Source organism: Geodermatophilus sp. SYSU D00691, from assembly GCF_054050275.1.
The window spans coordinates 165,611-189,421 of record NZ_JBJGYZ010000005.1; the positions used below are offsets into that span (position 1 = coordinate 165,611).

The 23,811-nt window shown below is 76.7% G+C and carries 26 protein-coding genes; 13 read left to right on the top strand and 13 right to left on the bottom strand.

Annotated features, from left to right (window positions below):
• Positions 1-104: 104 nt before the first annotated feature.
• Positions 105-1,637 carry a DUF4389 domain-containing protein gene (locus tag ACI797_RS05585; RefSeq protein ID WP_456857522.1) on the bottom strand — a complete coding sequence of 511 codons (1,533 nt, stop codon included), beginning with the start codon at positions 1,635-1,637 and terminating at the stop codon, positions 105-107.
• Between the two features lie 177 nt (positions 1,638-1,814).
• On the opposite strand from ACI797_RS05585, the gene ACI797_RS05590 reads away from it, so the two are divergent.
• Positions 1,815-2,462, top strand: coding sequence for a hypothetical protein (locus tag ACI797_RS05590; protein WP_456857523.1), 648 nt, complete (start codon positions 1,815-1,817; stop codon positions 2,460-2,462).
• Between the two features lie 16 nt (positions 2,463-2,478).
• Here the strand turns inward: ACI797_RS05590 and ACI797_RS05595 are convergent, their stop codons facing one another.
• Genes ACI797_RS05595 through ACI797_RS05605 form a run of 3 tightly spaced genes read right to left on the bottom strand, consistent with a single transcriptional unit; the run spans position 2,479 to position 4,909 of the window.
• A complete protein-coding gene (locus ACI797_RS05595) occupies positions 2,479-3,300 on the bottom strand; it encodes a DUF6544 family protein (protein WP_456857524.1) in 822 nt (273 codons plus the stop codon).
• Positions 3,297-4,196 carry a hypothetical protein gene (locus tag ACI797_RS05600; protein WP_456857525.1) on the bottom strand — a complete coding sequence of 300 codons (900 nt, stop codon included), beginning with the start codon at positions 4,194-4,196 and terminating at the stop codon, positions 3,297-3,299. The genes ACI797_RS05595 and ACI797_RS05600 overlap by 4 nt, the downstream gene beginning before the upstream one ends.
• Positions 4,193-4,909: a hypothetical protein gene (locus ACI797_RS05605; protein ID WP_456857526.1), complete on the bottom strand. Its 717-nt coding sequence runs from the start codon at positions 4,907-4,909 to the stop codon at positions 4,193-4,195. The genes ACI797_RS05600 and ACI797_RS05605 overlap by 4 nt, the downstream gene beginning before the upstream one ends.
• Before the next feature lie 107 nt (positions 4,910-5,016).
• On the opposite strand from ACI797_RS05605, the gene ACI797_RS05610 reads away from it, so the two are divergent.
• Positions 5,017-5,607 (top strand): Rv1733c family protein, encoded by a 591-nt coding sequence (locus ACI797_RS05610; protein ID WP_456857527.1) that lies wholly within the window; start codon positions 5,017-5,019, stop codon positions 5,605-5,607.
• Positions 5,608-5,696: 89 nt separating this feature from the next.
• Here the strand turns inward: ACI797_RS05610 and ACI797_RS05615 are convergent, their stop codons facing one another.
• Positions 5,697-6,035, bottom strand: a complete 339-nt coding sequence (locus ACI797_RS05615) for a hypothetical protein (RefSeq protein ID WP_456857528.1) — start codon at positions 6,033-6,035, stop codon at positions 5,697-5,699.
• Between the two features lie 149 nt (positions 6,036-6,184).
• On the opposite strand from ACI797_RS05615, the gene ACI797_RS05620 reads away from it, so the two are divergent.
• Together ACI797_RS05620 and ACI797_RS05625 are read left to right on the top strand one after the other, a co-directional pair.
• A complete protein-coding gene (locus tag ACI797_RS05620) occupies positions 6,185-6,829 on the top strand; it encodes a CBS domain-containing protein (RefSeq protein WP_456857529.1) in 645 nt (214 codons plus the stop codon).
• Between the two features lie 16 nt (positions 6,830-6,845).
• A complete protein-coding gene (locus ACI797_RS05625; protein ID WP_456857530.1) occupies positions 6,846-7,436 on the top strand; it encodes a flavodoxin domain-containing protein in 591 nt (196 codons plus the stop codon).
• On the opposite strand, the gene ACI797_RS05630 is transcribed toward ACI797_RS05625, so the two are convergent.
• Positions 7,427-7,936, bottom strand: a complete 510-nt coding sequence (locus ACI797_RS05630; RefSeq protein WP_456857531.1) for a universal stress protein — start codon at positions 7,934-7,936, stop codon at positions 7,427-7,429. The genes ACI797_RS05625 and ACI797_RS05630 overlap by 10 nt on opposite strands.
• 191 nt (positions 7,937-8,127) lie before the next feature.
• Here ACI797_RS05630 and ACI797_RS05635 point away from each other — a divergent pair, with 191 nt between their 5' ends.
• Positions 8,128-8,532, top strand: coding sequence for a pyridoxamine 5'-phosphate oxidase family protein (locus ACI797_RS05635; RefSeq protein ID WP_456857532.1), 405 nt, complete (start codon positions 8,128-8,130; stop codon positions 8,530-8,532).
• Positions 8,533-8,669: 137 nt separating this feature from the next.
• Positions 8,670-10,328: a GAF domain-containing protein gene (locus ACI797_RS05640; RefSeq protein ID WP_456857533.1), complete on the top strand. Its 1,659-nt coding sequence runs from the start codon at positions 8,670-8,672 to the stop codon at positions 10,326-10,328.
• Positions 10,329-10,331: 3 nt separating this feature from the next.
• On the opposite strand, the gene ACI797_RS05645 is transcribed toward ACI797_RS05640, so the two are convergent.
• The 3 genes from ACI797_RS05645 to ACI797_RS05655 all read right to left on the bottom strand — a co-directional run bounded on the left by ACI797_RS05645 (position 10,332) and on the right by ACI797_RS05655 (position 12,896).
• Positions 10,332-10,994: a response regulator gene (locus ACI797_RS05645; protein WP_456857534.1), complete on the bottom strand. Its 663-nt coding sequence runs from the start codon at positions 10,992-10,994 to the stop codon at positions 10,332-10,334.
• 12 nt (positions 10,995-11,006) lie between these two features.
• Positions 11,007-11,771: a hypothetical protein gene (locus ACI797_RS05650; protein WP_456857535.1), complete on the bottom strand. Its 765-nt coding sequence runs from the start codon at positions 11,769-11,771 to the stop codon at positions 11,007-11,009.
• Between the two features lie 105 nt (positions 11,772-11,876).
• A complete protein-coding gene (locus ACI797_RS05655) occupies positions 11,877-12,896 on the bottom strand; it encodes a sensor histidine kinase (protein ID WP_456857536.1) in 1,020 nt (339 codons plus the stop codon).
• Between the two features lie 346 nt (positions 12,897-13,242).
• Here ACI797_RS05655 and ACI797_RS05660 point away from each other — a divergent pair, with 346 nt between their 5' ends.
• The gene (locus ACI797_RS05660) at positions 13,243-13,509 is read left to right on the top strand and encodes a metal-sensitive transcriptional regulator (RefSeq protein WP_456857537.1); all 267 of its coding nucleotides are present in this window, start codon (positions 13,243-13,245) and stop codon (positions 13,507-13,509) included.
• Between the two features lie 99 nt (positions 13,510-13,608).
• On the top strand, positions 13,609-14,985 hold the full coding sequence (locus ACI797_RS05665) for an MBL fold metallo-hydrolase (protein WP_456857538.1): 1,377 nt from the start codon (positions 13,609-13,611) through the stop codon (positions 14,983-14,985).
• 34 nt (positions 14,986-15,019) lie between these two features.
• Here ACI797_RS05665 and ACI797_RS05670 read toward each other — a convergent pair whose 3' ends face one another.
• Entirely contained in the window at positions 15,020-16,546 is a 1,527-nt protein-coding gene (locus tag ACI797_RS05670; RefSeq protein WP_456857539.1) for a carboxylesterase/lipase family protein, read from the bottom strand.
• 158 nt (positions 16,547-16,704) lie between these two features.
• Here ACI797_RS05670 and ACI797_RS05675 point away from each other — a divergent pair, with 158 nt between their 5' ends.
• Positions 16,705-17,262: a flavodoxin family protein gene (locus tag ACI797_RS05675; RefSeq protein ID WP_456857541.1), complete on the top strand. Its 558-nt coding sequence runs from the start codon at positions 16,705-16,707 to the stop codon at positions 17,260-17,262.
• Here the strand turns inward: ACI797_RS05675 and ACI797_RS05680 are convergent.
• Together ACI797_RS05680 and ACI797_RS05685 are read right to left on the bottom strand one after the other, a co-directional pair.
• Complete coding sequence (locus tag ACI797_RS05680) at positions 17,259-19,853, bottom strand: bifunctional acetate--CoA ligase family protein/GNAT family N-acetyltransferase (RefSeq protein ID WP_456857542.1); 2,595 nt, start codon at positions 19,851-19,853, stop codon at positions 17,259-17,261. The genes ACI797_RS05675 and ACI797_RS05680 overlap by 4 nt on opposite strands.
• A 44-nt stretch (positions 19,854-19,897) precedes the next feature.
• Entirely contained in the window at positions 19,898-20,446 is a 549-nt protein-coding gene (locus ACI797_RS05685) for a flavodoxin domain-containing protein (protein ID WP_456857543.1), read from the bottom strand.
• A 135-nt stretch (positions 20,447-20,581) separates the two neighbouring features.
• Here ACI797_RS05685 and ACI797_RS05690 point away from each other — a divergent pair, with 135 nt between their 5' ends.
• The 4 genes from ACI797_RS05690 (at position 20,582) to ACI797_RS05705 (ending at position 22,882) form a co-directional block, all read left to right on the top strand.
• A complete protein-coding gene (locus ACI797_RS05690; protein ID WP_456857545.1) occupies positions 20,582-20,851 on the top strand; it encodes a DUF1876 domain-containing protein in 270 nt (89 codons plus the stop codon).
• 78 nt (positions 20,852-20,929) lie between these two features.
• Entirely contained in the window at positions 20,930-21,271 is a 342-nt protein-coding gene (locus tag ACI797_RS05695; RefSeq protein WP_456857547.1) for a hypothetical protein, read from the top strand.
• Between the two features lie 126 nt (positions 21,272-21,397).
• Entirely contained in the window at positions 21,398-21,757 is a 360-nt protein-coding gene (locus ACI797_RS05700; protein WP_456857548.1) for a hypothetical protein, read from the top strand.
• Between the two features lie 18 nt (positions 21,758-21,775).
• The gene (locus ACI797_RS05705) at positions 21,776-22,882 is read left to right on the top strand and encodes an Acg family FMN-binding oxidoreductase (RefSeq protein ID WP_456857549.1); all 1,107 of its coding nucleotides are present in this window, start codon (positions 21,776-21,778) and stop codon (positions 22,880-22,882) included.
• 6 nt (positions 22,883-22,888) lie between these two features.
• On the opposite strand, the gene ACI797_RS05710 is transcribed toward ACI797_RS05705, so the two are convergent.
• Positions 22,889-23,800, bottom strand: a complete 912-nt coding sequence (locus ACI797_RS05710) for a hypothetical protein (protein WP_456857550.1) — start codon at positions 23,798-23,800, stop codon at positions 22,889-22,891.
• Positions 23,801-23,811 lie beyond the last annotated feature (11 nt).

The following is a 23,811-nucleotide window of genomic DNA, read 5'->3' on the forward strand; positions in this document are numbered from 1 at the left end:
GTCCGGGTCCACCGTCGCCGTCCGGCGACAGCCGCCTCCGCAGGCCGACGTCACCGGCTCCCGGGACGTTGGTCCCGGGAGCCGGTGGACCGGACGCGGCGGCGTCAGCGCCCGGGGTCGCGGGTCAGCGCGGTGTCGGCGCCGGCCTGCCCGGCCGGCGTCACCGGCTCGCGGGGCGTGGGGATCTGCACCGGCGGCCGGCTCTGCGCCTTCGGCACCGACAGGCCGACGAGCAGCCCGCCGAGCGCCAGCAGCACGGCGCCGGCCACGAACAGCCCCGTGATGACCCAGCCCAGCCCGGGCAGCGTCGCGCCCGCCCTGACCTCGGCGTCCACGCCGGCCGTGCCGTCGGCCCGCATGACCACGACCGCCCAGTCGCCGTCGTCGGGCCGCCAGGTCACCGCCTGGGTGCCGCTGCCGCTGCTCGAGTCCACCCAGATGTCGGCCTCGGTCGGCGGCTGCGCCGGGGCCCCGCCGGTGTGGTCGGTGGTGTCGAACCGCTCGGACCCGCTGCCGGTGGCGCTCGCCGACAGGTCGTCCAGGGAGGCGTGCCCGACGCCGTCCAGGTAGGTCTCCGCGTCGGCGGCGCGGGCCACCCCGACGAAGAGCTCGTCGTCCGCGTCGACCGGTGCCACCTCGATCCGCGCGGTGCCGATGAGCTCGTCGACCGCCCAGTCGAGCCCCTCGCCCTCCAGGCGGAAGGAATCCGTCGTGACCGCGTACCGGTCGGTCTCGATCCGGGCGTCGGGCGTCATGAGGTAGTCGCCGTCCCGCTGCGTCTGGTCGGCCCAGAGCAGGGTGCCGGCACCGACCAGGGTGCCGCCCGCGCCGAAGAGCAGGAGGACGCCGAAGACGAGGGCCACCACCCGGCCGGCGCTCCAGCTCGCGGGCGGCGGGGCCGGGGCAGCGGCCGGGGCCCCGGTCGGCGCCGGGGGCACCGGGCCGGCCGGCACCGTGCCGGGGTCGGGGCCGCCCATGTCCATGCGGAACGGCGGGTAGGTGTCGGTCATCAGCGCGGCGTAGGCCGCGACGCGCAGCGCCCAGCGGTCCATGCCGAGGACGAAGTCGTAGAGCGGCCGAGGGTAGCGACCGGAGAACAGCAGGACGACGCCGGCGATGAACACCAGCAGCCCGACCAGCCCGCCGGCGCCCCAGCTGGTGTCCCAGATGCCGTCGGCGTCGGCGGTGTTGGTGCCGAGCCAGATCCCGCCGCCGACGAACACGGCGACGATGACGTACTGGGGGATGGCCAGCAGCCACCACTTCACCAGCACCAGCCCGCGCGAGAGCCGCTCCGGGTAGGCCACGTCGAGGTGCGCCGGGTAGTCCGGCACGTCGGCGAGGGTGAAGGGCGGGTACCGGTCGGTGCCGAGGGCGCCGTAGCCGTAGTAGTGCACCCGCCAGCTCCACCGCATCACGCCGACGTTGAAGTCGAACAGCCCGCGCGGGTAGCGGGCGGTGAACAGGATCGCGAAGAACGCGATGACGCTCACCACCACGAACGCCGTCCAGAGGAACACCAGGACGACGTAGTGCGGGATGAGCAGCAGCCACTTGACCAGCCACAGCGCACGCGACGCGCGCGGCTCCTCCGCCGCGTCCATGCGGAGCGGGTAGGGCTTCCGGTGCTCGGTCATGGTCCGTCCTTTCGGAGGCAGACCCCGAGCCTCGTCAGCCGCAGGGGCCGGGGACACCGGCGTTGGTCGGTGTCCGGGCGGGGACCAACGTCCGCCCCGGAGGTGACGCCGGACCCAGGCGAGGGCCACCCCGGCGATCGAGATTGGAGGGGTACCGCTCGTCCCGAGGAGTTCCCGATGGCACAGCCCGCGCCGTACGCCGACGTCCGCCCCGCACCGGTCCTCCTCCGGGTGGGGCGCGGCCGCGCGGCGCGGCCAGGGATCCCCGAACGGCGGGTGGTGCGGGGCCTCGGCGCCGACCTCTTCGACGCCCGTCTCGCCTTCGCGGCGGCCGGCTTCGACGCGGACGTCGAGCGGTTCCCCGACCCGGCCGACCCCGACCTCGCGGCCGTGGTGAGGCCCGTCCCGGCCGCCCGGCCCGTCCTGGCGCACCTGGCCACGGCCGCCGACGACCGCCCGTTCCCGGCCGGCACCGACGAGGTCCTGACCCGTCTCGCGGAGGTGGCCGAGCTGGAGGACGTCCAGCTCGTCCCCGTCGACGAGGGGTCGCCGCGCCGCCGCCTCGCCCGGCTCGCCCCGGCCGACGGCGACGAGATGCTGGCGCTGGTGGCCACCCGCGCCGACGACCGGGCGGCCTGGCTGCGCGCCGGTGAGGCGGAGGAGCGGGTCCTGCTCGAGCTGGTCCCCCTCGGCTGGACGGGGGTCCCCCTGCCGGCGGCGACCGACGCCCCGCTGGAGCGCACGCGGCTGCGCTCGGCGCTGGTCTGGGACGCCCACCCCCAGGCGATGCTGCGCCTGGAGAAGGCGCTGCCGCACACGGCCTGAGGCCGCCGGGGAACCCTCAGGTCGGCGCCACGTTCCACCGGACCGTGGCCGGGTCCACGGTCGCGCGGCCGTACTCGTACGGCCCCCCGGGGAGGTGCCAGACCGCGCCGCCGCCGTGCGGGACCAGGCGGTCGCCGATCTCCGTCCAGCCGCGCACGGGCGTGGTCCAGCGTGCCCGCGTGGGCCCACCGGGGAGATCGGCCCAGCGGTCCTCGGTGGCGACGTCCGCGACGCGGTCCCGGTCGTCGACGGTCACGCGGGCGGTGACGGTGCGCCCGGCGTCGGTGAGCGCGACGTCGAACCGCTCGTCGTCGACCGGCGACCATCGGACGGCACGGGCCAGCAGCATGCTGGGGGCGAGGAGGACGGCGTCGGCGAGCCAGGTCACCAGCTCGCCGGCGTCGAACTCGGGTCCGGCGCCGTCGGCGACCGGCACCAGGCCGAGCACCTTCCCCCGCATGCGGCCCTGCCCGTGCAGGTAGCTGTCCACGCCGAACATCGGGACGACGCCGGCGACATCGATCCGCATCGTCCAGATTCGCGCGACCGCCGGGGCGGTGTTGTACTGCCACGCCTCGAACGGCAGCCAGCCCCCGTCGGGCCGCAGGCGGAAGGTGCCGGTCCACCGGGCGAGGAGGGAGACGTCGCGCGGGCGGCCGACGGCCCCGGACGCGGCGAACCACCGCCGGGCCGGGGCGGGCAGGTCGGTGAGGTCGCGGTCGGTGACGGGGGTCGGGTCCACCGCTCCCGGACGCACCCCCAGCCGCCGCACGCGCCGGCGCAGCCGCCGCTCCATCCCGACCCCGAGGACGGCGGAGCGCAGGGTGGACGCGGTCACCGGTCCGCCGTTCCCCGGGCGGGCGCGGTCGACGGGACGGCGCGCAGGATCTGCACCAGCAGCCGGGCGCCGAGGACGCCCGGGACGCCGAAGCCGGCGACGGGACCGGCAACCTGGGCCGGCGTGAAGGTGATGCCGGCGGCCGCCTGCAGGGCCGTGCTCAGGCCGATCGTCGGGAACAGCAGCACGATCGTCACCAGCAGCGGCACGGCCAGCAGGTAGCCGCGGGGATCGCGCCGGCGGACCCACCGGCCCGCGAGCGCGGCGGCCGGGGCCACGACGGCGAGGTCGAGCGAGTAGGTGACGGGCGTGGTGTAGACGTCGAGCAGGTCCGGGGCGCGGCCTTGGAGGAGCGCGGTGAGCAGGGACGGCAGCCACGCGGCCACGGTGAGCGCCGCGGAGGCGAGCAGGAACCGCGAGAGCGCGCGGTGCGGGACGCGCGGGTCGCGGGCGAGCCCGTCGAGCACGGCGCGGTCCGTCGCGGTCCACGCGGCGGCGAAGCCGAACAGCGAGGCCGACAGGAGCGTGACGTAGGCGAGGTAGAGGGGGTTGTACGCCACGCCCACCGCGTAGGTGGCGTACACGTACAGCAGGTACCCCAGCGAGCCGGTCAGCAGCAGGGTTCCCCGGGGCGAGCCCGCGCGGTGCCGCAGCCAGGCACGGAGCACCAGCGGGATGCCGAACGCGAGCACCACCGCGTCGACGGCGGTGTTGCCCGCCGCGGTGAAGACCGTGTCGTGGCGGTACAGCCCGCTGCCCGCCAGCTGCGCCCGCTGCCCGCGCACCGTCGTCACCGGCACCGGGTCGCCCGACGGTCGCCGCACGACGCCCACGGACGCCACGGCCGCGGCGACCGCGGCGACCAGACCGGGCAGGCGGCGCAGGGTGCGGGTCACCGGTGACGTCCCTCGGCCCGGCGGGCGAGGCCGCGGAGCATCCGCCGCTCCATCACGAAGGTGACGGGTTCCACGACGTGCCAGAGCAGCCGCTGGGCCGGTGGGAAGGCCAGCCGCTGGCGCACGACCAGCCGCGTGCGCCGCCCGCCGTCGACCGCGCGCAGCACCCACTGCCAGGTGATGTGCGGGTCCCCGTCGGGCGGTCCGTCCGGCTGGGGACCGCCGCCGAGGAGGACCAGCGTGGTGGGGGCCTCGATGCGCTCCACCCGGTAGAACGGCGCACCGTCGGCCGGGGCCAGGCGGATCACGTCGCCGACCCGCAGCTGCTGCAGGTCGGGGTGGATGCTCCCGGCGCTGTGCAGGTCGCAGCCGACGAGGTTCTCCAGGCCGTCGAAGCTGTACAGGCCACCGCGGCCCTGGCCGATCTGGACCAGCCACGGCCAGACGTCCTCGACCGGCGCCGCCACGGTGACCGCCCGCGTGTAGCCCAGGCGGGGCGCCGGCACCAGCCCGTCACCGGGCAGCGGCGCGGCCACCTCGGCGGCGGTGGCGCCCCAGCGGTTGTAGCGGCGGCGCAGCAGGGGCGCCGCGACCAGGACGGCGAGCACCTCGGCGCCGCCGACGACCACGTCGCGCACGGCTCGCAGCGGGCCGGCGACGCGGGACCGCGGGTGGCGCAGCGGGCGCGGGCGGGCGAGGGTCGGCGTCGTCACGTCGCCACCCTGGGGTCCCGTCCCCGTCGGGGTGACGTGGCGAAGGTCTCGGGGCACCGGGACCTCGGCCCCGTCCGCCGCGGGCCCACGTGGGCCAGTCTGCTGCCGTGTCCGCCACCGGCGTCCCGTCGCGCACCCTGCGCCGCCGCTTCACCCTGGGCTCGGGCCCGCTGAAGCGGGCCTGCGACCGCGTCGAGTTCCTGTCCCGCGTCGTCCTGGTCGTGCTGCTGCTCGCGGCGGTACCGGCCGGCACGGTCGTGGGCACCCGCACCTCGGGCACGCTGCACGCCGTCGCCGCGGAGCAGGCGGCGACCCGTCACCCCACCAGCGCCACGCTGCTCGCCGACGCGCGGGAGGGCGAGGGGCCGGCCACGCCGGCCGTGCCGACCCCGGCGACCTGGCTCGGGCCGGACGGCCTCGGGTACACCGGCGAGGTGGACGCCCCCGTCGGCAGCCGGTCCGGTACGACCGTCGACGTCTGGGTGGACGACGACGGGCGGCTCACCGACGAGCCGCTGACCGGCGGGGAGGCCACCGGGCAGGGCGTCGTCCTCGGGGTCCTCACCGCCCTGGGGCTGGTCATCGCGGCCCTGAGCGGCCACCTCGTCGTCCTCTGGCTGCTGGAGCGGCGGCGCGACCGGCGGTGGGAGCAGGGCTGGGCGGCGGTCGAGCCGCTCTGGGCCACCCGCTTCCGCTGACGAGGTCGTCAGCCCGCCGCAGCGGGACGGACGACCAGGACCGGCGCAAGAGCGTGGATCGCGCGGTGCTCCCCGAGCGCGGGGTCGGGTCAGAGGCGGTAGGAGCGCAGCAGCCTCGCCCACAGCGGGCGGTCGCCGGGATCGGCGGGCGGCTTCGCGCCCTTCACGCTCACCCAGCCCCCGGGACCCATCGTGATCGGGCCGATGCGGGCCGGGCGGGTGGCCCAGCGCAGGCCCACCGCGGTGGCGCCGCCGACCGCCAGCGCGGCGACCGCGAGGGCCCCCGCCCGGTCGGGCGGGATCTGCCGCCAGTAGCCCTCCCGTGACGGCCGGGCAGCCGGCGCCGCCGGCCGGAGGGCTTCGGGCGGGACCGGCGGGCGGTCCGGCGAGAAGGCGGCCGGGGGCTGTGCCGTGGTGCGCGTGTCCATGCTGCCGAGGGTGCGGGCCGAGCGCCGCTGCGGGCAGGGACGGAGGTCCCGCCCGGCAGCGCCCGGTGGCCCTGAGCGCCGTGGCCGAGCCTGCCTAGCGTCGGCGGGGAGCCGCGCAGACGCGGGCAGGAGACGACGAGGAGCATCCCGTGCAGGCACGCGATGTCATGACCCGCGAGGTCGTCATGGTGGGACCGGACACCTCCGCCAAGTACGCCGCCGAGGTGATGGCCGAGCGGGGCTTCGCGGCGTTGCCCGTCGTCGACGAGGACGACCTGCTGGTCGGCATCGTCGCCGAGGCCGACGTGCTGCGGGACCGGATGCCGTCCGACCCGCGGCTGCACGCCCGCCGCGACGCCGACGAGGCCGCCCCGCCGTCGCTGCTCGTGCGCGGCGTGATGACCCCCCGCGTGCGCACCGTCGACGCCGGCGACGACCTCGCCGACATCGCACGGCTGTTCGTCGACGACCGGCTGCGCAGCGTGCCCGTGCTCGAGCACGGCCGGCTGGTGGGCATCGTCAGCCGCCGCGACCTGCTGCGCACGCTGATGCGGCCCGACGACGAGATCCGCGGCGACGTGCTGCGGCTGGTCGAGGGCTACACCGGCGATCTCGGGGCCTGGGACGTCTCGGTCACCGACGGGCTGGCCGCGATCCGCCGCACCCGCGGGCTGCCGCAGGTGTCCCCCGAGGTCGAGGAGCGGGCGCTGCGCGCACTGGCGAGCACGGTCGGCGGCGTCGTCGGGGTGCGCGTGCTCGTCCCGGTCCCCCAGACCGCCGACGCCCCCGCCTGACCGGGAGGGAACCACCATGACGCTGTCCAGCGACCACCGGCCCGTCATCGCGGACGGGGGACGACCGGTGAGCCCGCCGCGCGTCCTCGTCGTCGTGGCCAGCCGGCACGGCGCGACGGCGGACATCGCCGCGGCCCTGGCCCGGGGGCTCGCCGACTGCCCGGCCGGTCGGGCCGCGGGCCTGTCCGCCCTCGCCGTCCCGGCGGCCCAGCGGCCGAATCCCGCACCGTTCGACGCCGTCGTGCTCGGCAGCGCCGTCTACGCCGGGCGGTGGCTGGACCCGGCCCGGCAGTATGCCGCGCTGTACGCCGCCACGCTGCGTGCGCGTCCGGTGTGGCTGTTCTCCAGCGGGCCGATCGGCGAGCCTCCGTTCCCGGCGGACGAGCCGCACGACGCCGCCCCGCTGGCCACGCTGACCGGCGCCCGCGAGCACCGGGTGTTCGCGGGGCGGCTGGACAAGGCCCGGCTGTCCTTCGGCGAGCGGGCGATGGTGACCGCGATGCGCGCACCGCTCGGCGACTTCCGCGACTGGCCGGCGATCGACGCCTGGGCGGTGGAGATCGCCGCCGCCGTCACCGGCGCCGACGCGCCCCTCGCTCAGGCCTGAGCGGCCGAGGTCTCCCCCGCGATCACCGACAGCGGCCGGCCGGCGCCCTCGCGGACGACGGTGACCGGGCACGGTGCGTGGTGCACGACCTGGTCGCTGGTCGACCCGAGCAGCAGGCCGGCGAAGCCGCCACGGCCGCGGGCGCCCACCACCAGCAGGTCGGCGCCCTTGGCCGCCTCGATGAGCCCCTTGGCCGGGGGCCGGTGCACCACGTGCGTGCGCACCTGCACCGACGGATCGAGGTGGGCCGCGCGCACGCAGCCGTCGAGGTCGTCGAGCACCGCCTGCTCGTAGTCGCTGAGCGGGGGGACGTAGCCGGGCGCCCACGTCTTCGGCCGCGGAGCGGTGGTCAACTGCCACGCTCGCAGCACGTGCAGCACCAGGTTCGCGCGGCCGGCCAGGCCCGCGGCCCAGCGCAGCGCCCCCTGCGCGCACTCCGACCCGTCGTGCCCCACGAGCACGCCGCCGTCGATCGTCACGGCCTCGCTCACCTCGGTCACTCTTCCTCCTCGCTCTGCGGGTCTCCCACGCTGCCCGCCCGGTCCGCACCCCCGGCAGTGACCAAGGCAGGCAGGTCCGGGACGTCCGTCCCTGACCGGAACTGCCGACCGCGGCCGAGAGTTCCTGGTGCTCGTCCGGGCCAGCATCCACCAGGCTCTGCGCCCGCGCGGGTCGGGGAGAGGACGGCGGAGTGCCGACGACGGACGAGGACCGGGTGCACCAGGCGCTGGGGTACGACGAGTGCCTGCGCCTGCTGGGCACCGCCGGCATCGGCAGGCTGGCCTACACCCGGTCGGCCCTCCCGGTGGTCCGGCCCGTCTCCTTCACGCTGAGGGAGGACGACGTCGTGATCCCCGTCCGGCTCGGGAGTCCCCTGCTCGACTCGGTCCGGGGCGCGATCGTGGCGTTCGAGGCCGACGCGTACGACCCGGCCGAGCGCACCGGGTGGACGGTGTCGGTCGTCGGCCCGTCGCGGATCCTGCCGGCGGCAGATCTGCCGCGCGGGACGACGCGGGACGTCTGCCTCGTCACCGTGCTGCTGGGCGTCGTGCAGGGATGGCGGACCGCGGTGCCCGCACTCGCGACCGATTCGTGACGGATCCGGTCCGGAGGCCCCGCAACCCCGCCTTTCCCTTCCCTGCCGCCCGTGGCACGGTGGTGGTGGGAGGTGCACCAGCCATGCCGAGCCCCGATCGGCGACACGGGAGCGGCGACGGCTCCCCGTTGTCCGCGATGCGCCTCACCGAGCTCATCGCCGAGGTCCAGGAGCGGCTGGACTCGGTCGCCCGCGCGCAGAGCAGGGTGCAGAACCTTCTGGACGCCTTCCTGAGCGTGTCCACGGGCCTCGACCTGCCCAGCACCCTCCGGCGGATCGTGGAGAGCGCCTGCGACCTCGTCGACGCGCAGTACGGCGCCCTCGGCGTGCTGCGCCAGGGCGGGGACGGCCTGGCCGCGTTCATCCACGTGGGGGTGGGCGACGAGCTCGCCGCGCAGATGGGGCACCTGCCGGAGGGGAAGGGCGTGCTCGGCCAGCTGATCACCGAGCCCTACCCCCTGCGCATCCCCGACCTCGGCCAGCACCCCAGCTCGGTCGGCTTCCCCCCGCACCACCCGCCGATGAAGAGCTTCCTCGGGGTGCCGGTGCTGGTCCGCGGCGAGGTCTTCGGCAACCTCTACATGACCGAGAAGCGGCACGGGGAGTTCACCGCCGAGGACGAGGCGGTCCTCACCGCGCTGGCGGGAGCCGCCGGCATCGCGATCGACAACGCGCACCTCTACGAGGAGAGCGAGCAGCGCCGGCGGTGGCTGGCCGCCGTCTCCGACGTCCGGGCCGCCCTGCTGGAGGCACCCTCGCCGGAGGCGGCCCTGGGGCTCATCGCCGAGCGGGTCGCCGACCTGACCCGGGCCCACGCCACCTGGCTGCTGACCGGACCCGATCCGGAGACGGGTGTCTACACCATCGCGGCGCAGCACGGCGAGGGTCTGCGCGACCTCACCCACGAGCGCCTCTCCCGCGAGGAGAGCCCCGTGCTGGAGGCCGTCGAGGAAGGCGGGGCGGTGGTCACGCTCGACCTGTCCGGCATGGCCTACGACAACCGCAACCCGCACGTCGACTGGGGTCCCTGCCTGGCTCTCCCGCTGCGCGGCAGCCACGCCGGGAACGCGGTGGTGATCGCCGCCCGCACGGCCGGGTCCGACGCGTTCGACGCCTCCCTCGCGCCGCTCATGACCGCCTTCGCCGACCAGGCCACGGCCGCTCTCGACATGGCGGCGCGGCAGCGCCTCGCCCGGCAGATCGACGTGTACGAGGACCGCGACCGCATCGCCCGCGACCTCCACGACCACGTCATCCAGCGCGTGTTCGCCGCCGGGCTGGCGCTGCAGTCTGTGCTGCCGCGCATCGGGGACGCCGTGGCCCGCAACCGGATCCACTCGGTCGTCGGTCAGCTCGACGACACCGTCCGCGACATCCGGACGACGATCTTCGACCTCCACACGACCGACGCGGTCGACGCCGGCGACAGCCTGCGCCGGCGGCTGCTGGACATCGTCACCGAGACCGCCGGCGCCCTCGAGCCGACCGTGCGGATGTCCGGGGCGGTCGACAGCCTGGTCAGCGGCGACCTGGCCGCCGACGTCGAGGCGGTCGTCCGCGAGGCCGTGAGCAACGCCGCCCGGCACTCCGGCGGCCGGCACGTCACGGTGACCGTCGACGTCTCCGACCGGGTCGTGCTCGAGGTGGTCGACGACGGGCGCGGCATCGACCCGGGAGCCGCCCGCAGCGGCCTGCGCAACCTCGAGCAGCGGGCGCAGCGCCACGGTGGTGAGGCCGCGGTCGAGCCGCTGCCCGACGGCGGCACCCGGCTGCGCTGGGCGGCGCCGCTGCGCTGACCCTCAGCGCGGGGAGTTGCGCAGCTCCGTCGCGAGAACGGCGGCCTGCGTCCGCCGCTCCAGCCCCAGCTTGGCCAGCAGGTGGGACACGTAGTTCTTCACGGTCTTCTCGGCCAGGAACATCCGCTCGCCGATCTGCCGGTTGGTCAGCCCCTCGCCGATCAGCTCCAGCACCGTGCGTTCCTGCTCGCTGAGCTTGGCCAGCGGACCGGCCGGCTCGGCGGCCCGCCGCATCCGCTCGAGCACCGCGGTGGTGGCCGTGGGGTCGAGCAGGGACCCGCCCGCGGCGACCGTCCGCACGGCCGTCACGAGGTCCTGCCCGAGGATCTGCTTGAGCAGGTAGCCCGACGCGCCGGCCATGATCGCCTCGAACAGCGCCTCGTCGTCGCTGTAGCTCGTCAGCATGATCACCCTGAGCTCGGGCATGCGCGAGCGGAGGTCGCGGCAGACCGACACGCCGTCGCCGTCGGGCAGCCGCACGTCCAGGACGGCGACGTCCGGCCGCAGCGCCGGCACCCGGGCGAGCGCCTCGGCGGCGTTCTTCGCCTCGCCGATCACCGTGATGCCGGGATCGGTCTCGAGGACGTCGGCGACCCCGCGCCGGACGATCTCGTGGTCGTCGAGCAGGAAGACCCGCACCGGAGGAGCCCCGTTGTCCGCACTCATGATCTGCAGAGGCTAGGTGCTGGGTGGCCGGATCGGCTCAGGGTCCAAGGTCCTGTTCCCGCCGTCGGCTACGAACGTCCCGCTCCGCCTCCCGGACCCGTCGGCGGACGGCCGGGCGGCAGCCAGCAGCCGCACCAGGCCCCACCCGGTGACGGCGGCCATCGCGAGGGCCATCAGCCCACCGGCCAGCGCCCCGACGGCAGCGGTGAGGCCGACCGGTTGCCCGGGCTGCCACAGCGGTGTGGCGACGAGCATGAACACCGCGAGGCCGGCCAGCCAGGCCAGCGCGGTCCACCCGATCCAGCGCCCGGCGTGCGGGACGAGCGGGCGCAGGACCGTCCACTGGGCGACACCGATGCAGAGCAGCAGGACGGCGGCGGCGGGCACCGCGAGCGCCACCTGCAGCGCGAGCGGCCAGTCCGCCCAGATCCCGCCCAGCGTGCTGGGCGCCATGCCCAGCACCCATGCGAGCGCGGCCGCGACGGCGGTACGGGCCGTCCAGGCGCCCGGCCGGAAGCCGGGTACGACGCGCGTCAACACCCGGGCCTGGGCCACGCCGAGCACCGCGCCCTCGCCGGCGCCGGCCACCGCGAGCGCCACGAGCCGCGCACCGTCGGGCCAGCCGTCGGCCCCCACGACGACCGCCAGGACCGGCACCAGGAACCCGAGCGTCTCGCCGAGGAACACGGCGACCAGCCAGCGGCGCCACAGCCGGCGCCGGTCGAGGCCGCCGGGCCGTCGGACGTCGGCCAGCGTCGGGAGCGCGCTGTCGGTCACGGTCCCAGCCTCCGGGCCGTCGCGGGGAGGACCCAGGGCAGGACGTCCCGTCGGCCCGGCCCCTCGGTCCGCGCTCGGCCCGCCCCCGCACGGCGGTCCGCCGGCCTAGCTCCTCTCCACGGGCACGGCCCAGGTCAGGCACGTCCCACCGGAGGGGACCGGCTCCACCGTCATGTGGCCGCCGTGCCAGCGCGCGCGCCTGCGCAGGTCCGCCAGCCCACCGCCGTCCGGCACGTCGACGAGGCCGACGCCGTCGTCGGTGACCGCCACGGTCACCGTCCCGCCGGTGGCGGTGACGGCGACCTCGGCGGCGCGGGCACGGGCGTGCCGGGCGATGTTGGCCAGTGCCTCGCGGACGACGACGCGCAGGTCGGTGAGCACGTCGGGTGGGAGCTCGTCCAGCGAGCCGGTCACCTGGGTGACCGGCTCGAAGCCGAGTGCTCCGGACACTTCCGCGATGGCGTCGATCAGCCGCGCCCCGACGCGGGGCGACTCGCCGGGCACCTCGTCCTGCAGCGCGAACACCGTGCGCTGGACGTGGTTGATCGTCCGGTCCAGATCGACGACGGCCGCCTGCAGGCGTTCGGCCGCGGTGTCCCGCACCCGCCCGGCGGCGGCGCCGGGGACGAGGCCGGCGGCCACGGAGTGCAGAGTCATCCCGATGGCGAACAACCGCCGCAGGACGTCGTCGTGGAGCTCGGTGGCGATGCGGGAGCGGTCGGCCAGCACCGCCGCCTGCTGCTGCTCGTACTGCGACGTGGCCAGCGCGAGCGCCACCGCGGCGTGCACCGCCAGGTCGGCGGCCAGCTCGCGCTCCTCCTCGGTGAAGTCCGGTCGTCCCCGGAAGCGGCCGAGGACCAGCTCCCCGCCGGCGGCCTGCCCCGGGAGGGGCACGCCGAGCACCGACCCCAGCCCGTCCGGTGGCCAACCGCCCGGCGTCGGCCCGCCGTGTCCGACGGCGGCCTCCACGCGCGGCTCGAGGGTCCCCTCCGGCCTCTGCAGCACGGCCACCACGTCCGCTCGCACCAGCTCGAGGGCGGACCGGGCGACCCACCGCAGCGCTTCCGCGGCGTCCGGCCGCTCCGCCGTCAGCTGCCGCCGGAGGACCGCCGCCGATGCCCGCACCCAGGGGATCCCTCCGCCCGCGGCCGGAGCAGCGCCGGTGACCGGCTCCGGATCCCCCACCGTCGCGTCACCTCCGTCGCAGGCCGCCCCCGAGGGGGTCGGGCGCCCTCGGCACCCGGTACCGCCGCCCGCGCGGGCGGCGATGGTTGCGCACAGCGACGGTAGTGCCGGTGTCACGGCACGGGTAGGCCCGGTCCTCGGTCGTCGGCGGCGACCCCAGGACGACCCGTGCCGGGTCCTCCGGCGGCTACGCCCGGAACGGCCCGGCGCCGTGGACCGTCGGTCACCGCCCGGAGGGACGGAGCGACCGTTGCGAGATACCCCCGGGGGTATCTACCGTGGGGGCATGGACATCCCGCAGGGCGAGCTGGCCGACGTCGTGAAGCGGTTGCGCCGCGTCGAGGGCCAGATCGGCGGAATCGTGAAGATGATCGAGGACGGCCGGGACTGCTCCGCCGTCGTCACCCAGCTGGCCGCGGCGTCGAAGGCACTGAGCAGGGCCGGGTTCGCCGTCATCTCGACCGGGATGCGCCACTGCTCGACCGCCGCGGACCGCGAGGCGCGCGAGTTGGACCTGCGCGAGCTCGAACGCCTCTTCCTCTCCCTGGCCTGACGCCCCCGCCGAACCCGTCGGCGCCCCGGCCCCCTGACCGACTGAGCCACCGCTCGGCGCCACCTACGCCTACCCGGCACACCGTACGGAGGAGTGACCGTGGAGATCGACGTCATCGAGACCAGCAGCCTGGGCGACCGGAGCTACCTCGTCTCCGCCGACGGCGTCGCCGTCGTGCTCGACCCCCAGCGCGACATCGACCGGGTGCTCGACCTGGCCGCGGCGCGCGGCGCCCGGATCGTGCTCGTGCTGGAGACGCACCTGCACAACGACTACGTGACCGGGGGGCTCGAGCTCGCCCGCACGACCGGCGCCGACTACGCCGTCCCGGCCGGTGACCGGGTGGCCTACGAGCGGGTGCCGGCCGCGGACGGCGACGTCCTCGAAGCCGGGCCCATGCGGTTCCGCGTGCTGCACACCCCCGGGCACACGCACCACCACGTCAGCTACGTGCTCACCGACACCGGCGGCGCGGTCCAGGCGGTCTTCACCGGCGGCTCGATGCTCTTCGGCGCCACCGGCCGCACCGATCTGGTCGGGCCGGAGCACACGCAGGAGCTCACCCACGCCCAGTACCGCTCGGTGCGCCGGCTGGCCGACGAGCTCCCCGCGGGCACCCCGGTGTTCCCCACGCACGGCTTCGGCAGCTTCTGCTCGGCCACCCCGACCAGCGGCACCTCCTCCACCGTCGGCGAGCAGGCGGCAGTGAACCCGGCGCTGACCCAGGACGAGCAGAGCTTCGTCGACCAGCTCATCGCCGGGCTCACCGCGATCCCCGCCTGGTACGCGCACATGGGCCCGGCCAACGCGGCCGGCCCCGACCCGGTCGATCTCTCCGCGCCGCGGGAGGTCGATCCGCGGGAGCTCGCCGAACGCCTCGCCGCCGGGGAGTGGGTGGTCGACCTGCGCACGCGCACGGCGTTCGCCGCCGGCCACCTGCCCGGGGCGCTGAACTTCGAGCTGTCCACCAACTTCCTCACCTACATCGGGTGGCTGGTGCCGTGGGGGGCACCGCTGACCCTGATCGGCGGGACGCCCGACCAGGTCGCCGAGGCCCGCCGGGAGCTGGTGCGCATCGGCATCGACCGGCTCGCCGGCGCCGCGATCGGCACGCCGGAGCAGCTCGCCGCCGGGCGGGCGCTGGAGTCCTACCCGGTGACCGACTTCGCCGGCCTGGCCGCCGCGATGGCCGTCGACGGCGAGCTGGTCGTGCTCGACGCCCGGCGCTCCGACGAGCGCGCCGGCGGGGGTGTGCGCGGGTCGCTGCACATCCCGATCCACGAACTGGTGGACCGGATCGACGAGGTCCCGGACGGCGAGGTGTGGGTGTACTGCGGGTCGGGCTACCGCGCCTCGATCGCCGCCTCGCTGCTCGCCCGCACCGGGCGGCGCCCGGTGCTGGTCGACGGCGGCTACGACGACGCCGAGTCGGGCGCGGCCGCCGCCGGCCTGCACGCCGAGCCCGCCGCCGTCTGACCCCCGCGACGCGCGGATGTCCGACGCGGCGGCATCAGCGCACGCCGGCCCAGAGGGCGCGCTCGGCGGCGTAGGGGTCGTCGACCACCGTCGAGGTGGTGTCGAAGCGCATCACGGCACGGCGGTCGAGGCGGTACCGCGGCCAGCCCGGATCGCCCCCGGTCGCGAAGTCGATCCACTTCCGGTGCACGGAGTCGGCGAGCTCTTGGGGCGGGTCGTCCCCCAGGGCCCCACCCATCATCTGCCGCGTCCGCAGGTCGAGGGTGTCGAAGACGAAGGGGAGCTCCAGCGCATGGCAGGCGCCGAGCCGTCCCCCCATGATCGGTGAGGGCCAGGCGAACTCGTACGCGTAGGTGCGCCCCGGTGCGGTCGCATGCGCATCCGCCAGCCGCAGGGCCGGCACGCGGACCCACCAGTCGGTCATCACCGCGCCGAGCACGTCCCCCGGCGCCGGACCGAACCGGTTGGCCCGGTAGTGCGGCAGCACCGCCTCCGCCTTCACCCCGTAGGCGGCGATGCTCCAGGAGCCGTACCGCTCCACCGGTCCGCAGAGCACCTCGTCGGTGATCTGGTCGAGGAAGCCGCCGAGGACCGGTGAGATGCGCCAGTCGTCGGTGTTCGTCCCGACCAGGACGTCGACGTCCCCGCCCGCGCCGGCGGCGATCCGGTCGATCGGCGGCTCCGGGACGACGTCGCCGTCGACCACCGGGTGGAACGGCATCAGGCCGGCGATGACCTCGCTGCCCCAGCGGGCGGGGTCCGGATCGGACACCACCTCGGCGTCGATCTCGCCCTGCGCGGCCAGCAGCCGCTCCACCGGCACCTGGGCGAGCGCGTCGCGAGTGGCCGGGACGCCGAGCACCGCGGCCAGGTGGGCACCGATGCGCGCGGCGTCGACGGCCGGGACGACGTGGTGCGCCGCGCCGCTCTGCAGGATCGCGCGACGGAACAGGCCCCGGGCGCGGGGCATCGCGAGCAGGTCGCCGATGCACATGGCCCCGGCCGATTCGCCGAAGAGGGTCACCCGACCGGGATCGCCCCCGAAGGCCTCGATGTTCTCCTGCACCCAGGAGAGCGCCGCGACGTGGTCGAGCAGCCCGAGGTTCGCACCGTCGTCGCCGTCGCCCAGGTAGAGGAACCCGTCCGCGCCCGTCCGCCAGTTGAACGTCACGCAGACCACGCCGTCACGGGCGAAGCGGCTGCCGTCGTAGCTGCCGCCCGAGGAGAAGTGGAACGACCCGCCGGGGCTGAACACCATCACCGGCAGCCCGCCCGCACCGAGGACCGGGGTCCAGACGTTCAGGTTCAGGCAGTCGTCGCCCATCTCGGCGGGGTCGAAGAGCAGACCCGTCGGGTCGTCGCGGGGGAAGCGCGGCTGGGGCGGCTCCGGCCCGAGGACCGTGGCGTCCCGCACGCCGGTCCACGGCTCCACCGGCTGCGGCGGGCGCAGCCGGCGGTGCCCGACGGGCGGAGCCGCGTAGGGGACGCCGAGGAAGGTCCCCACGCCGTCCCTGCTGGTGCCCCGCACCCGCCCGTGCCTGGTCGCGACGATCGGCCCCACGGCGTCCCCCTCCCGGGCTGGTGGCGTCCAGGTCACCAGGGAACGGCCCGGCCGGGCCAGGGCCAACCGCTCCCCCCACCCCCGCCGTTCGCCCCTGTCCGCTGCGCTCGGCCGGTTCCAGGGTCGGAGCCACGACCGCTATCGGAGGAGGGATCCCCATGCGCGTGGCAGTGGTGTACGAGAGCCTCTACGGCAACACCCGTGAGGTCGCCGAGGCGATCGCGGGCGGCGTCACCGACGCGCGTCCCGACGCCACGGTCGACCTGGTCCGGGTCGCCGAGGCCGAGCACGGGCGGGTGGCGGCCGCCGACCTGCTGATCGTCGGCGGGCCGACCCACATGCGCGGCATGACCACCGGGATGAGCCGGCACATGGGCGTCAGCAGCGAGGCCAGGAAGCCGCCCGCCGAGGCGCACGAGCTCGAACCGGGAGCCGAGGGGCCCGGGGTGCGGGACTGGTTCCACGGACTCCCCCACGCCCAGGGGCACCGGCCGGCGGCGGCCTTCGACACCCGGATCGGGGCGCGGCTCGCCGGCGGCGCGGCGGGCGGCATCGCGCACCGCCTCCGCCGGCACGGCTACGAGGTCGTCGCCGAGCCCGAGGGCTTCCTCGTCCAGGACGACGGCGAGGGTCCGCTGAAGGACGGCGAACGGGAGCGGGCACGCGCCTGGGCCGCCGAGCTGGTCCGCCGGGCGGCGCCGGTGACCTCCGGCTAGCCCGGTGCCACCCGGACCCGCACGTCGAGCGCGGCAGCGCGCGCCGCGCTGACCAGCAGCGGGTTCACGTCGATCTCGAGCACCTCGGGCAGGACGTCGGCGAGCCACCCCACCCGCCGCACGCAGTCGGCGACCCCGAGCCGGTCCAGCCGGGCACCGTGCGCGGTGGCGAACAGCCCCGTCCCGTCGATCATCTCCTCGACCGCGCCCTCCCCCACGGGCGCCAGCCGGTGCACCCGGTGGCCGAGCGCGTCGGTCGCACGGCCACCGGGGCCGAGGACGACGACCGGCCCGGCCGACGGGTCGCGGACGGCCCCGACCAGCAGCTCGTCGCCGCCCGGCACCAGGGGCTGCACGACCGCGCCGCGCCAGGCGTCCCCGGCCCGGGACCGGAACTCCGCGACCACGGCGGCCGCCTCCTCGGCGTCGGCCACCGGGAGCCGCAGGTAGCCCGCGTCGCCCTTGTGCACGACGCCGTCGACGTGGCCCTTCACCACGACGGGGCCGCGGTGCTCCCGGGCCGCGGTGCGGGCCTCGGCCGCCGTGCGGACCCACGACGCCGGCACGCTGCGCACCCCGGCCGCACGGCACAGCGCGGACACCTCGGGCGGCAGCAGCCACTCCCCCTCGGGTGCGCGCGCCAGGACGGCCGTGACCACCGCCCGGGCCGCCCGGAGGTCGACGCCGGAGGGCGCGGGCGCGACCTCCCGCGGGCGGGCCAGCCACTGCCTGCGTCGCATCGCGACCGCCAGCGCCCGCGCGGCCGCTCCCGGGTCGTCCACCGACACGAGGAACCGGCCCGCCGGAGCACCCGGCAGCTCGATCCGCTCCAGCGTGGTCGGCCGGGTGAGGCGCACGTCGACGACCGGGGTCGGGCGGCCCGCCGCGGCCGCCGCCGCCGCGCCGGCGACCACCCCCGGAGCGGGGTCGCTCACCGCGGTCGGCGCGGTCACCGTGACGACGGCGCCGACGGCGGGGCTGTCGAGCAGGACCGACAGCGCCGCGGCGAACGCCGGCGCGTGCACGGCGGCGCTGGTGTCGACCGGGTTGGCGGTCGCCGCGAGGGGTGGCAGCACCGCCCGCAGCCGCTCCTGCACGTCGGCCGGCAGCGGATCCACCCGCAGCCCGGCGGCGACGCACGCATCGGCGGCGAGGACCCCGCCCCCGCCGACGTTGGTGAGCACGGCCACCGACGGGGCGCTGGGCAGCGGCTGGCCGCGCAGCAGCGCCACCGCGGCCGCCAGGTCGGTGAGGTCCTCCACGGTCTGGATCCCGGCGGCGGCGTAGACCGCCTCCCGCAGCGCGTGCGGCGTGGCCGAGCGCGCCGTGTGCGACGCGGCGGCCCGCTGCCCGGCCACCGAGGTCCCCACCTCGAGCGCGAGCACCGGCATGCGTCCGGCCAGGTGCGCCGCCGTCGGGACCAGGCCGCGCAGGTCGGGCTCGGACTCGGCGTACACGACGGTCAGCGCGGTGCCCGGGTCCTCGTCGAACCAGGCGAGCACGTCGCGGGTCCCCACGTCGACGGCGTCGCCGATCGCGACCATCGCCGACAGGCCCAGGCCCAGCCGCTGCCACGCCGACACGGTCGCGATCGCGATGCCGCCGGACTGGGTGACCAGGCCGACGTCACCGGGAGCGGCGGTCTCCGGCGTGAACGTGGTGTCCAGCCGGCCCCGCTCCCCCGGCCCGACGACGCCGACGGTGTTCGGGCCGACGAGCCGCATGCCGTACCGCTCGGCGATCCCGACGACCTCCCCGGGCACCCCGGACGTGAGCAGCACGACCGCACGCACGCCGTGCTCGCCGCACTCGCGCACGACACCGGGGACGGCGGCCGCCGGGACGGCCACGACGGCCAGGTCGACCGAGCCGGGCAGCGCGGTGACCGAGGGCCAGCAGTGCGCCCCCTCGACCCGGTCGGCGTGCGGGTTGACCGCGAGCACGGCCCCCGGGAAGCCGGCGTCGCGGAGCTTGCGCAGCACGGCACGGCCGATCGAGTGCTCGCCGGACCCCGCCCCCACGACGGCGACCGTCCCCGGCTGCAGGACGGCGCGGAGCGACGCCGCCGCGGCCGTGCGGTGCCGCCCCTCCGCGGCGGAGGAGTACCGCCCCACGTCGTCGAGCCCGACCTCGATCCGGACCGACCGCCCCTGCCGGGTGACCGCGAGGGGCAGCCCCAGGTCGTGCAGCACGCGGATCATGCGGCCGTTCTCCGCGAGGACGTCCGCGACCAGCCGGCGGATGCCGTGGCGGACGCAGGCCCCGGCGAGCTCCTCGAGCAGCGCGGTGGCCACCCCGTGGTCGCGCCACTCGTGGGCCACGACGAGGGCGGCCTCCGCGACGTCGGGGCCCATCGGCAGCGCCTGGGCGCACCCGACCAGCCGCCCGTGGACGACCGCGCCCAGCGTGAGCACACCGCTGTCCGCGGCCAGGGTGCGGGCGAGGTAGCCGGTCAGGTCGGCCGGGTGCAGGGTGCTGAAGCGCAGGTAGCGGTCCCGGTCGGGCAGCGACTCGTGCAGCGCGAGCAGCTCGGCGGCGTCCGCCGTGTCCAGCGGGCGGACCAGAGCCGGGGCGCCGTTGCTCAGCAGCACGCGGTCGCCTCGCGGCGACCGCGACCGGGGAGCCGCCGTCGTGGTCATGCCGGCGCGGTCGACCCGATCGAGGCCTCGAGCGCGCGACCGATCCCGGCGCCCCACGCACGGGCCGCGTCCGGGTCGCGGAAATCGCCCTCGGGGGCGTGCAGCGCGGCGACCAGGGCGCGCTCGGGGAACTCCAGGCGGGCGCGTTCCAGGCGTCCGGGGAAGACCCGGTGCTCCTGCGCCCGGCTCAGCCGCAGCTCCTCCTCGACGTCGAGCAGCGTCTCCGGTGGGCGCGGCGGATCGCCGACCGGTCCGCTGGAGAACAGCCACACCGGCCGGTCCCACAGGTCGATCGCGCAGCGCAGCAGGAGGTCGCGGCCCTCCTCGAGCCAGTGTCCGAAGTAGACGGCGCTGCCGATCACCACGCCGTCGGCGTCCCGGACGCCGTCGACCTCCGCGCAGCGGCGCACGTCCACCTCCGCGGCGGGCAGGGCCCCGCCGATGCCCTCCGCGACGGTCCGCGCCAGCTCGGCCGTGGCGCCGTGCCGGCTCGCGACGGCCACCAGCACCCGCGGCGCGCCGGCGGCTGCCCTCTGCTCGCTCACCCGCCCACCGTCGTCCGCCGGCGGGACCGGGCGCAGGGGCCGGAGGTCCCCGGCGGTGCGGCCTTCCGGCCGCGTCGCCGGTCCCCGCGTCGCCGCACAGTCGGTACCACCCACCACCAGCACGAGGAGGCCGACGTGGACGCGGCGAAGACCTGGACGGTGCGCATCGACATCGGTGAGCACGACGGTCGCACGCGGGCGGTCGCCCACCTGCAGACCCGCGACACCGAGCAGCTGGCCGGCGTCGGGTTCGCCCGGCTCAACCCCGCCGACCGGGACGTCCCCGAGATCGGCGACGAGATCGCCGTCGCCCGGGCGCTGTCCGACCTCGGCCACCGACTCCTGCAGGCCGCGACCGAGGACCTCGAGCAGGTCAGCGGTGAGAGCGCCCAGCTCGTGATGTGAGATCGGCCAGGGTTCACGTGCCCGGCGGGGTGATGGCCCGACGACGCCGGTCCGGCAGGGCGAAGGTCCGGGGCGGAGGTGGTCCTCTCGCACGCACTCAGCCGGCGTGACCGGTCGCCGCGGTGGAGGGAGGTCGCGCACCCGTCGCCGCGGCCCTGGGTCCACCACCTCGAGGTCCACGACCCGCGGGAGGTCGACGACGAGGTCGCCGGGTGGCTGCGCGAGGCGGTCGCCCGGGCCGGTGCGGCCGGAGCCCACCGGCGACCGGGTGGCTGCTGCGCTACGAGGGTCTCGACCCGGCGCGCGAGCCGCGGTCCGGCCTCGGAGCTGCCCGTCCGGGTCCGCGACGGCGAGCACCGGCTCGGTGCCCGCGGCAGCCTGCGCGTGCCGCTGTCCCGGCGGCGCGACGGCCGGGCCTGAGGGGCCGGTCGCCGGGGACCTAGGGCACCCCGGCCCGGGACGTCCTCCACCGGTGCCGCGCGGACGGGCCCGGCGAGGCTGACGGCGATCCATCCGACACTCCCCTGCGAGGTGAGGACAGTGCACGTGGGCCCCAAGAACATCGCCGCCACCGTGCTGGTCGCGGCGGTCGTCGTGCCCTACATCGGCTACCTGGTCGCCGGTGAGATGCCGTTCATCCAGGACCCGCGGGGCATGGCCACGGTCGGCCTGATCCTGGGGACCGCCGCGGCGCTGGTCGCCGGCCGTGGCACCTTCCGCGCCGACGGGCCGCACCGCGCCGCACTGGTGAGCGGGGGCGTCGCCCTCGCCCTCGGCATCCTCGCGCTCGCGGTCGGCACCAGCGAGGTGCTGCTGGCGCTGTTCGTGGCGGCGATCGTCATCACCTGGGCGCTCGGCGAGTACGCCGCGTCCGTCGCCCAGCGCGTGCCCGCCGGGCACGCCTGAGACCGCCGGACGACCGTCGTGGTCCGCTCCCCCGCTCCCTCCCGGTCGGACGCGTGGTCGCGCGCCGTCGAGGACGCGGTCGACCAGGGCCGGCTCGCCCCGTCGGTGCACAACACGCAACCGTGGCGGTTCGTCGTGGGACCGCACCGGCTCGAGCTGCACGCCGATCCGTCCCGCCAGCTCGCCGTCCTCGACCCCGACGGCCGCGAGCTGCTGCTGAGCTGCGGCGCGGCGCTGCTGAACGTGCGCGCGTCGCTGGCGGCGTCCGGGTTCGCCGTCACCGTGGACCGGCTCGCGGCGGCCGGCGGCGACCCGGAGCTGGTGGCCGTGGTCCGCCCGGTGGCCGGCGGGCCCGACCCGGCGCTGGCCCGGCTGGACCGCTCGGTCCGCCGGCGGCACACGAACCGGCGGCCGTTCGGGCCCGAGCACCTGACCCACGAGCTCACCGACGCGCTGGCCGACGCGGTGGCCGCCGAGCACACCCTGCTCGTCCCCGTGCTGACCGAGTCGGCGCGCGCTCTCGTCGCCGAGCTCACGCAGGAGGCCGACCGCCTGCAGAACGCCGACCCGGCGTACCGGGAGGAGCTCGCCGGCTGGATCGGCCGGCCGCCGGCGGAGGGCGACGGGATCACCCCCGGCGCGGTGCCCCGGACGGCGGGCCCGCGCCCCGACGCCGTCCCGGTCCGGGACTTCGACGTCCACGGCACCGGTGGGCTCCCCCGGCGGACCGGCTCGGGGACCGAGCAGAGCCTGCTGCTGCTGGCGACGCCGACCGACCACCGGCTGGACTGGTTGCGCGCCGGTGAGGCGCTGCAGCGGCTGCTGCTCGAGCTGACCCGGCGGGACTGGGTGGCCGGGCCGCTCACCCAGGCGCTGGAGGTGCCCGCCGTCCGCGACCGGCTGCGGAGGCTGACCGCCCCGGCCGTCCCCCAGATGCTGCTGCGGGTCGGCCGCGCCGCACCCGCCGAGCCGGCTGCGCACCGGCCGCGGTGCACGGTCGTCGAGGGCAGCACGCGCGGCGCGCCGACCGCGCCGCCGCCGGTGCCCCCGGCGGAACCGGGACCCGCACCCGAGCCGGGCCCCCGGCCGGCGTCCGACGGACGCGGAGGAACGACCTGGCGGTGACGCGGATCAGACGGGCGCGGGCCGCCCCGGCCCGATCACCGCGGCCAGGTCGCTCACGCCGGCCACGGTCTCCAGCGCCACGCCGATCTGCTCGTTGAGCCGCAGCAGCGACTCGGTGGCCCGCGCCCGGCGGCGGTCGAGCTCCTCGACCTCGCCGCGGGCCTCTGCCACCATCGCCTCGGCGGCCGCGGCGGCCTCCTCCTGCTCCCGCCGGGCGGCGGCGCGGGTGTCGGCCAGCCACTTGGCCAGCTCGGCCTCCGCCCGCGAGCGCGACTCCTGCGCCTCCCGGGCCAGCCGGTCGCGCTCCTCCTCGGCGTCGCGCAGGATCTGCGCCGCCTCCGCCCGTGCCCGCTCGAGCGTCGCGGTCGCCTCGGCGCGGACCAGCCGGGCCTCCTCGCGCATGCGGTCGCCGGCCTCGACGGCCATCTGCTTGATCTCGTGCGCCTTGCGCAGGCGGGCGTCGGCCTCGATCCGCGCCTCGGTGAGGATCTGCTCCGCCTCCTCCTGGGCGGACGCGGTGATCTCGGCGCCCTCGTCGGCGGCCATCTGCAGCATCCGGCCCATGCGCTCGGAGATCGCCGACATCTCCTGGCCCTCGGGAGACCGGGCGAGCAGCCGCCGGGAGATCTCCAGCTCGGCGGAGGCCCGGCCGTAGCGCTCCACGAGGTCGTCGGTCTCGCGGCGCGCGGCCCGCAGCTCCGCCTCGGCCCACGCCACGTAGTTGTCGACCTGCAGCCGGTCGTAGCCGCGCACCGACGAGCGGAACACCGGGGCGGTGGTCAGCAGCGCGTTGAGGTCACCGGACAGGTTCGGCCACTGCTGGTCGACCACGAAGTTCCCGGCGGGCGTCGGACCCGACGGGCTCACGCCCTCCGGCTGGCGGCCGGAGCCGCCGGTCACCTCGGTGCGTCGGAACATGCGGCAACCGC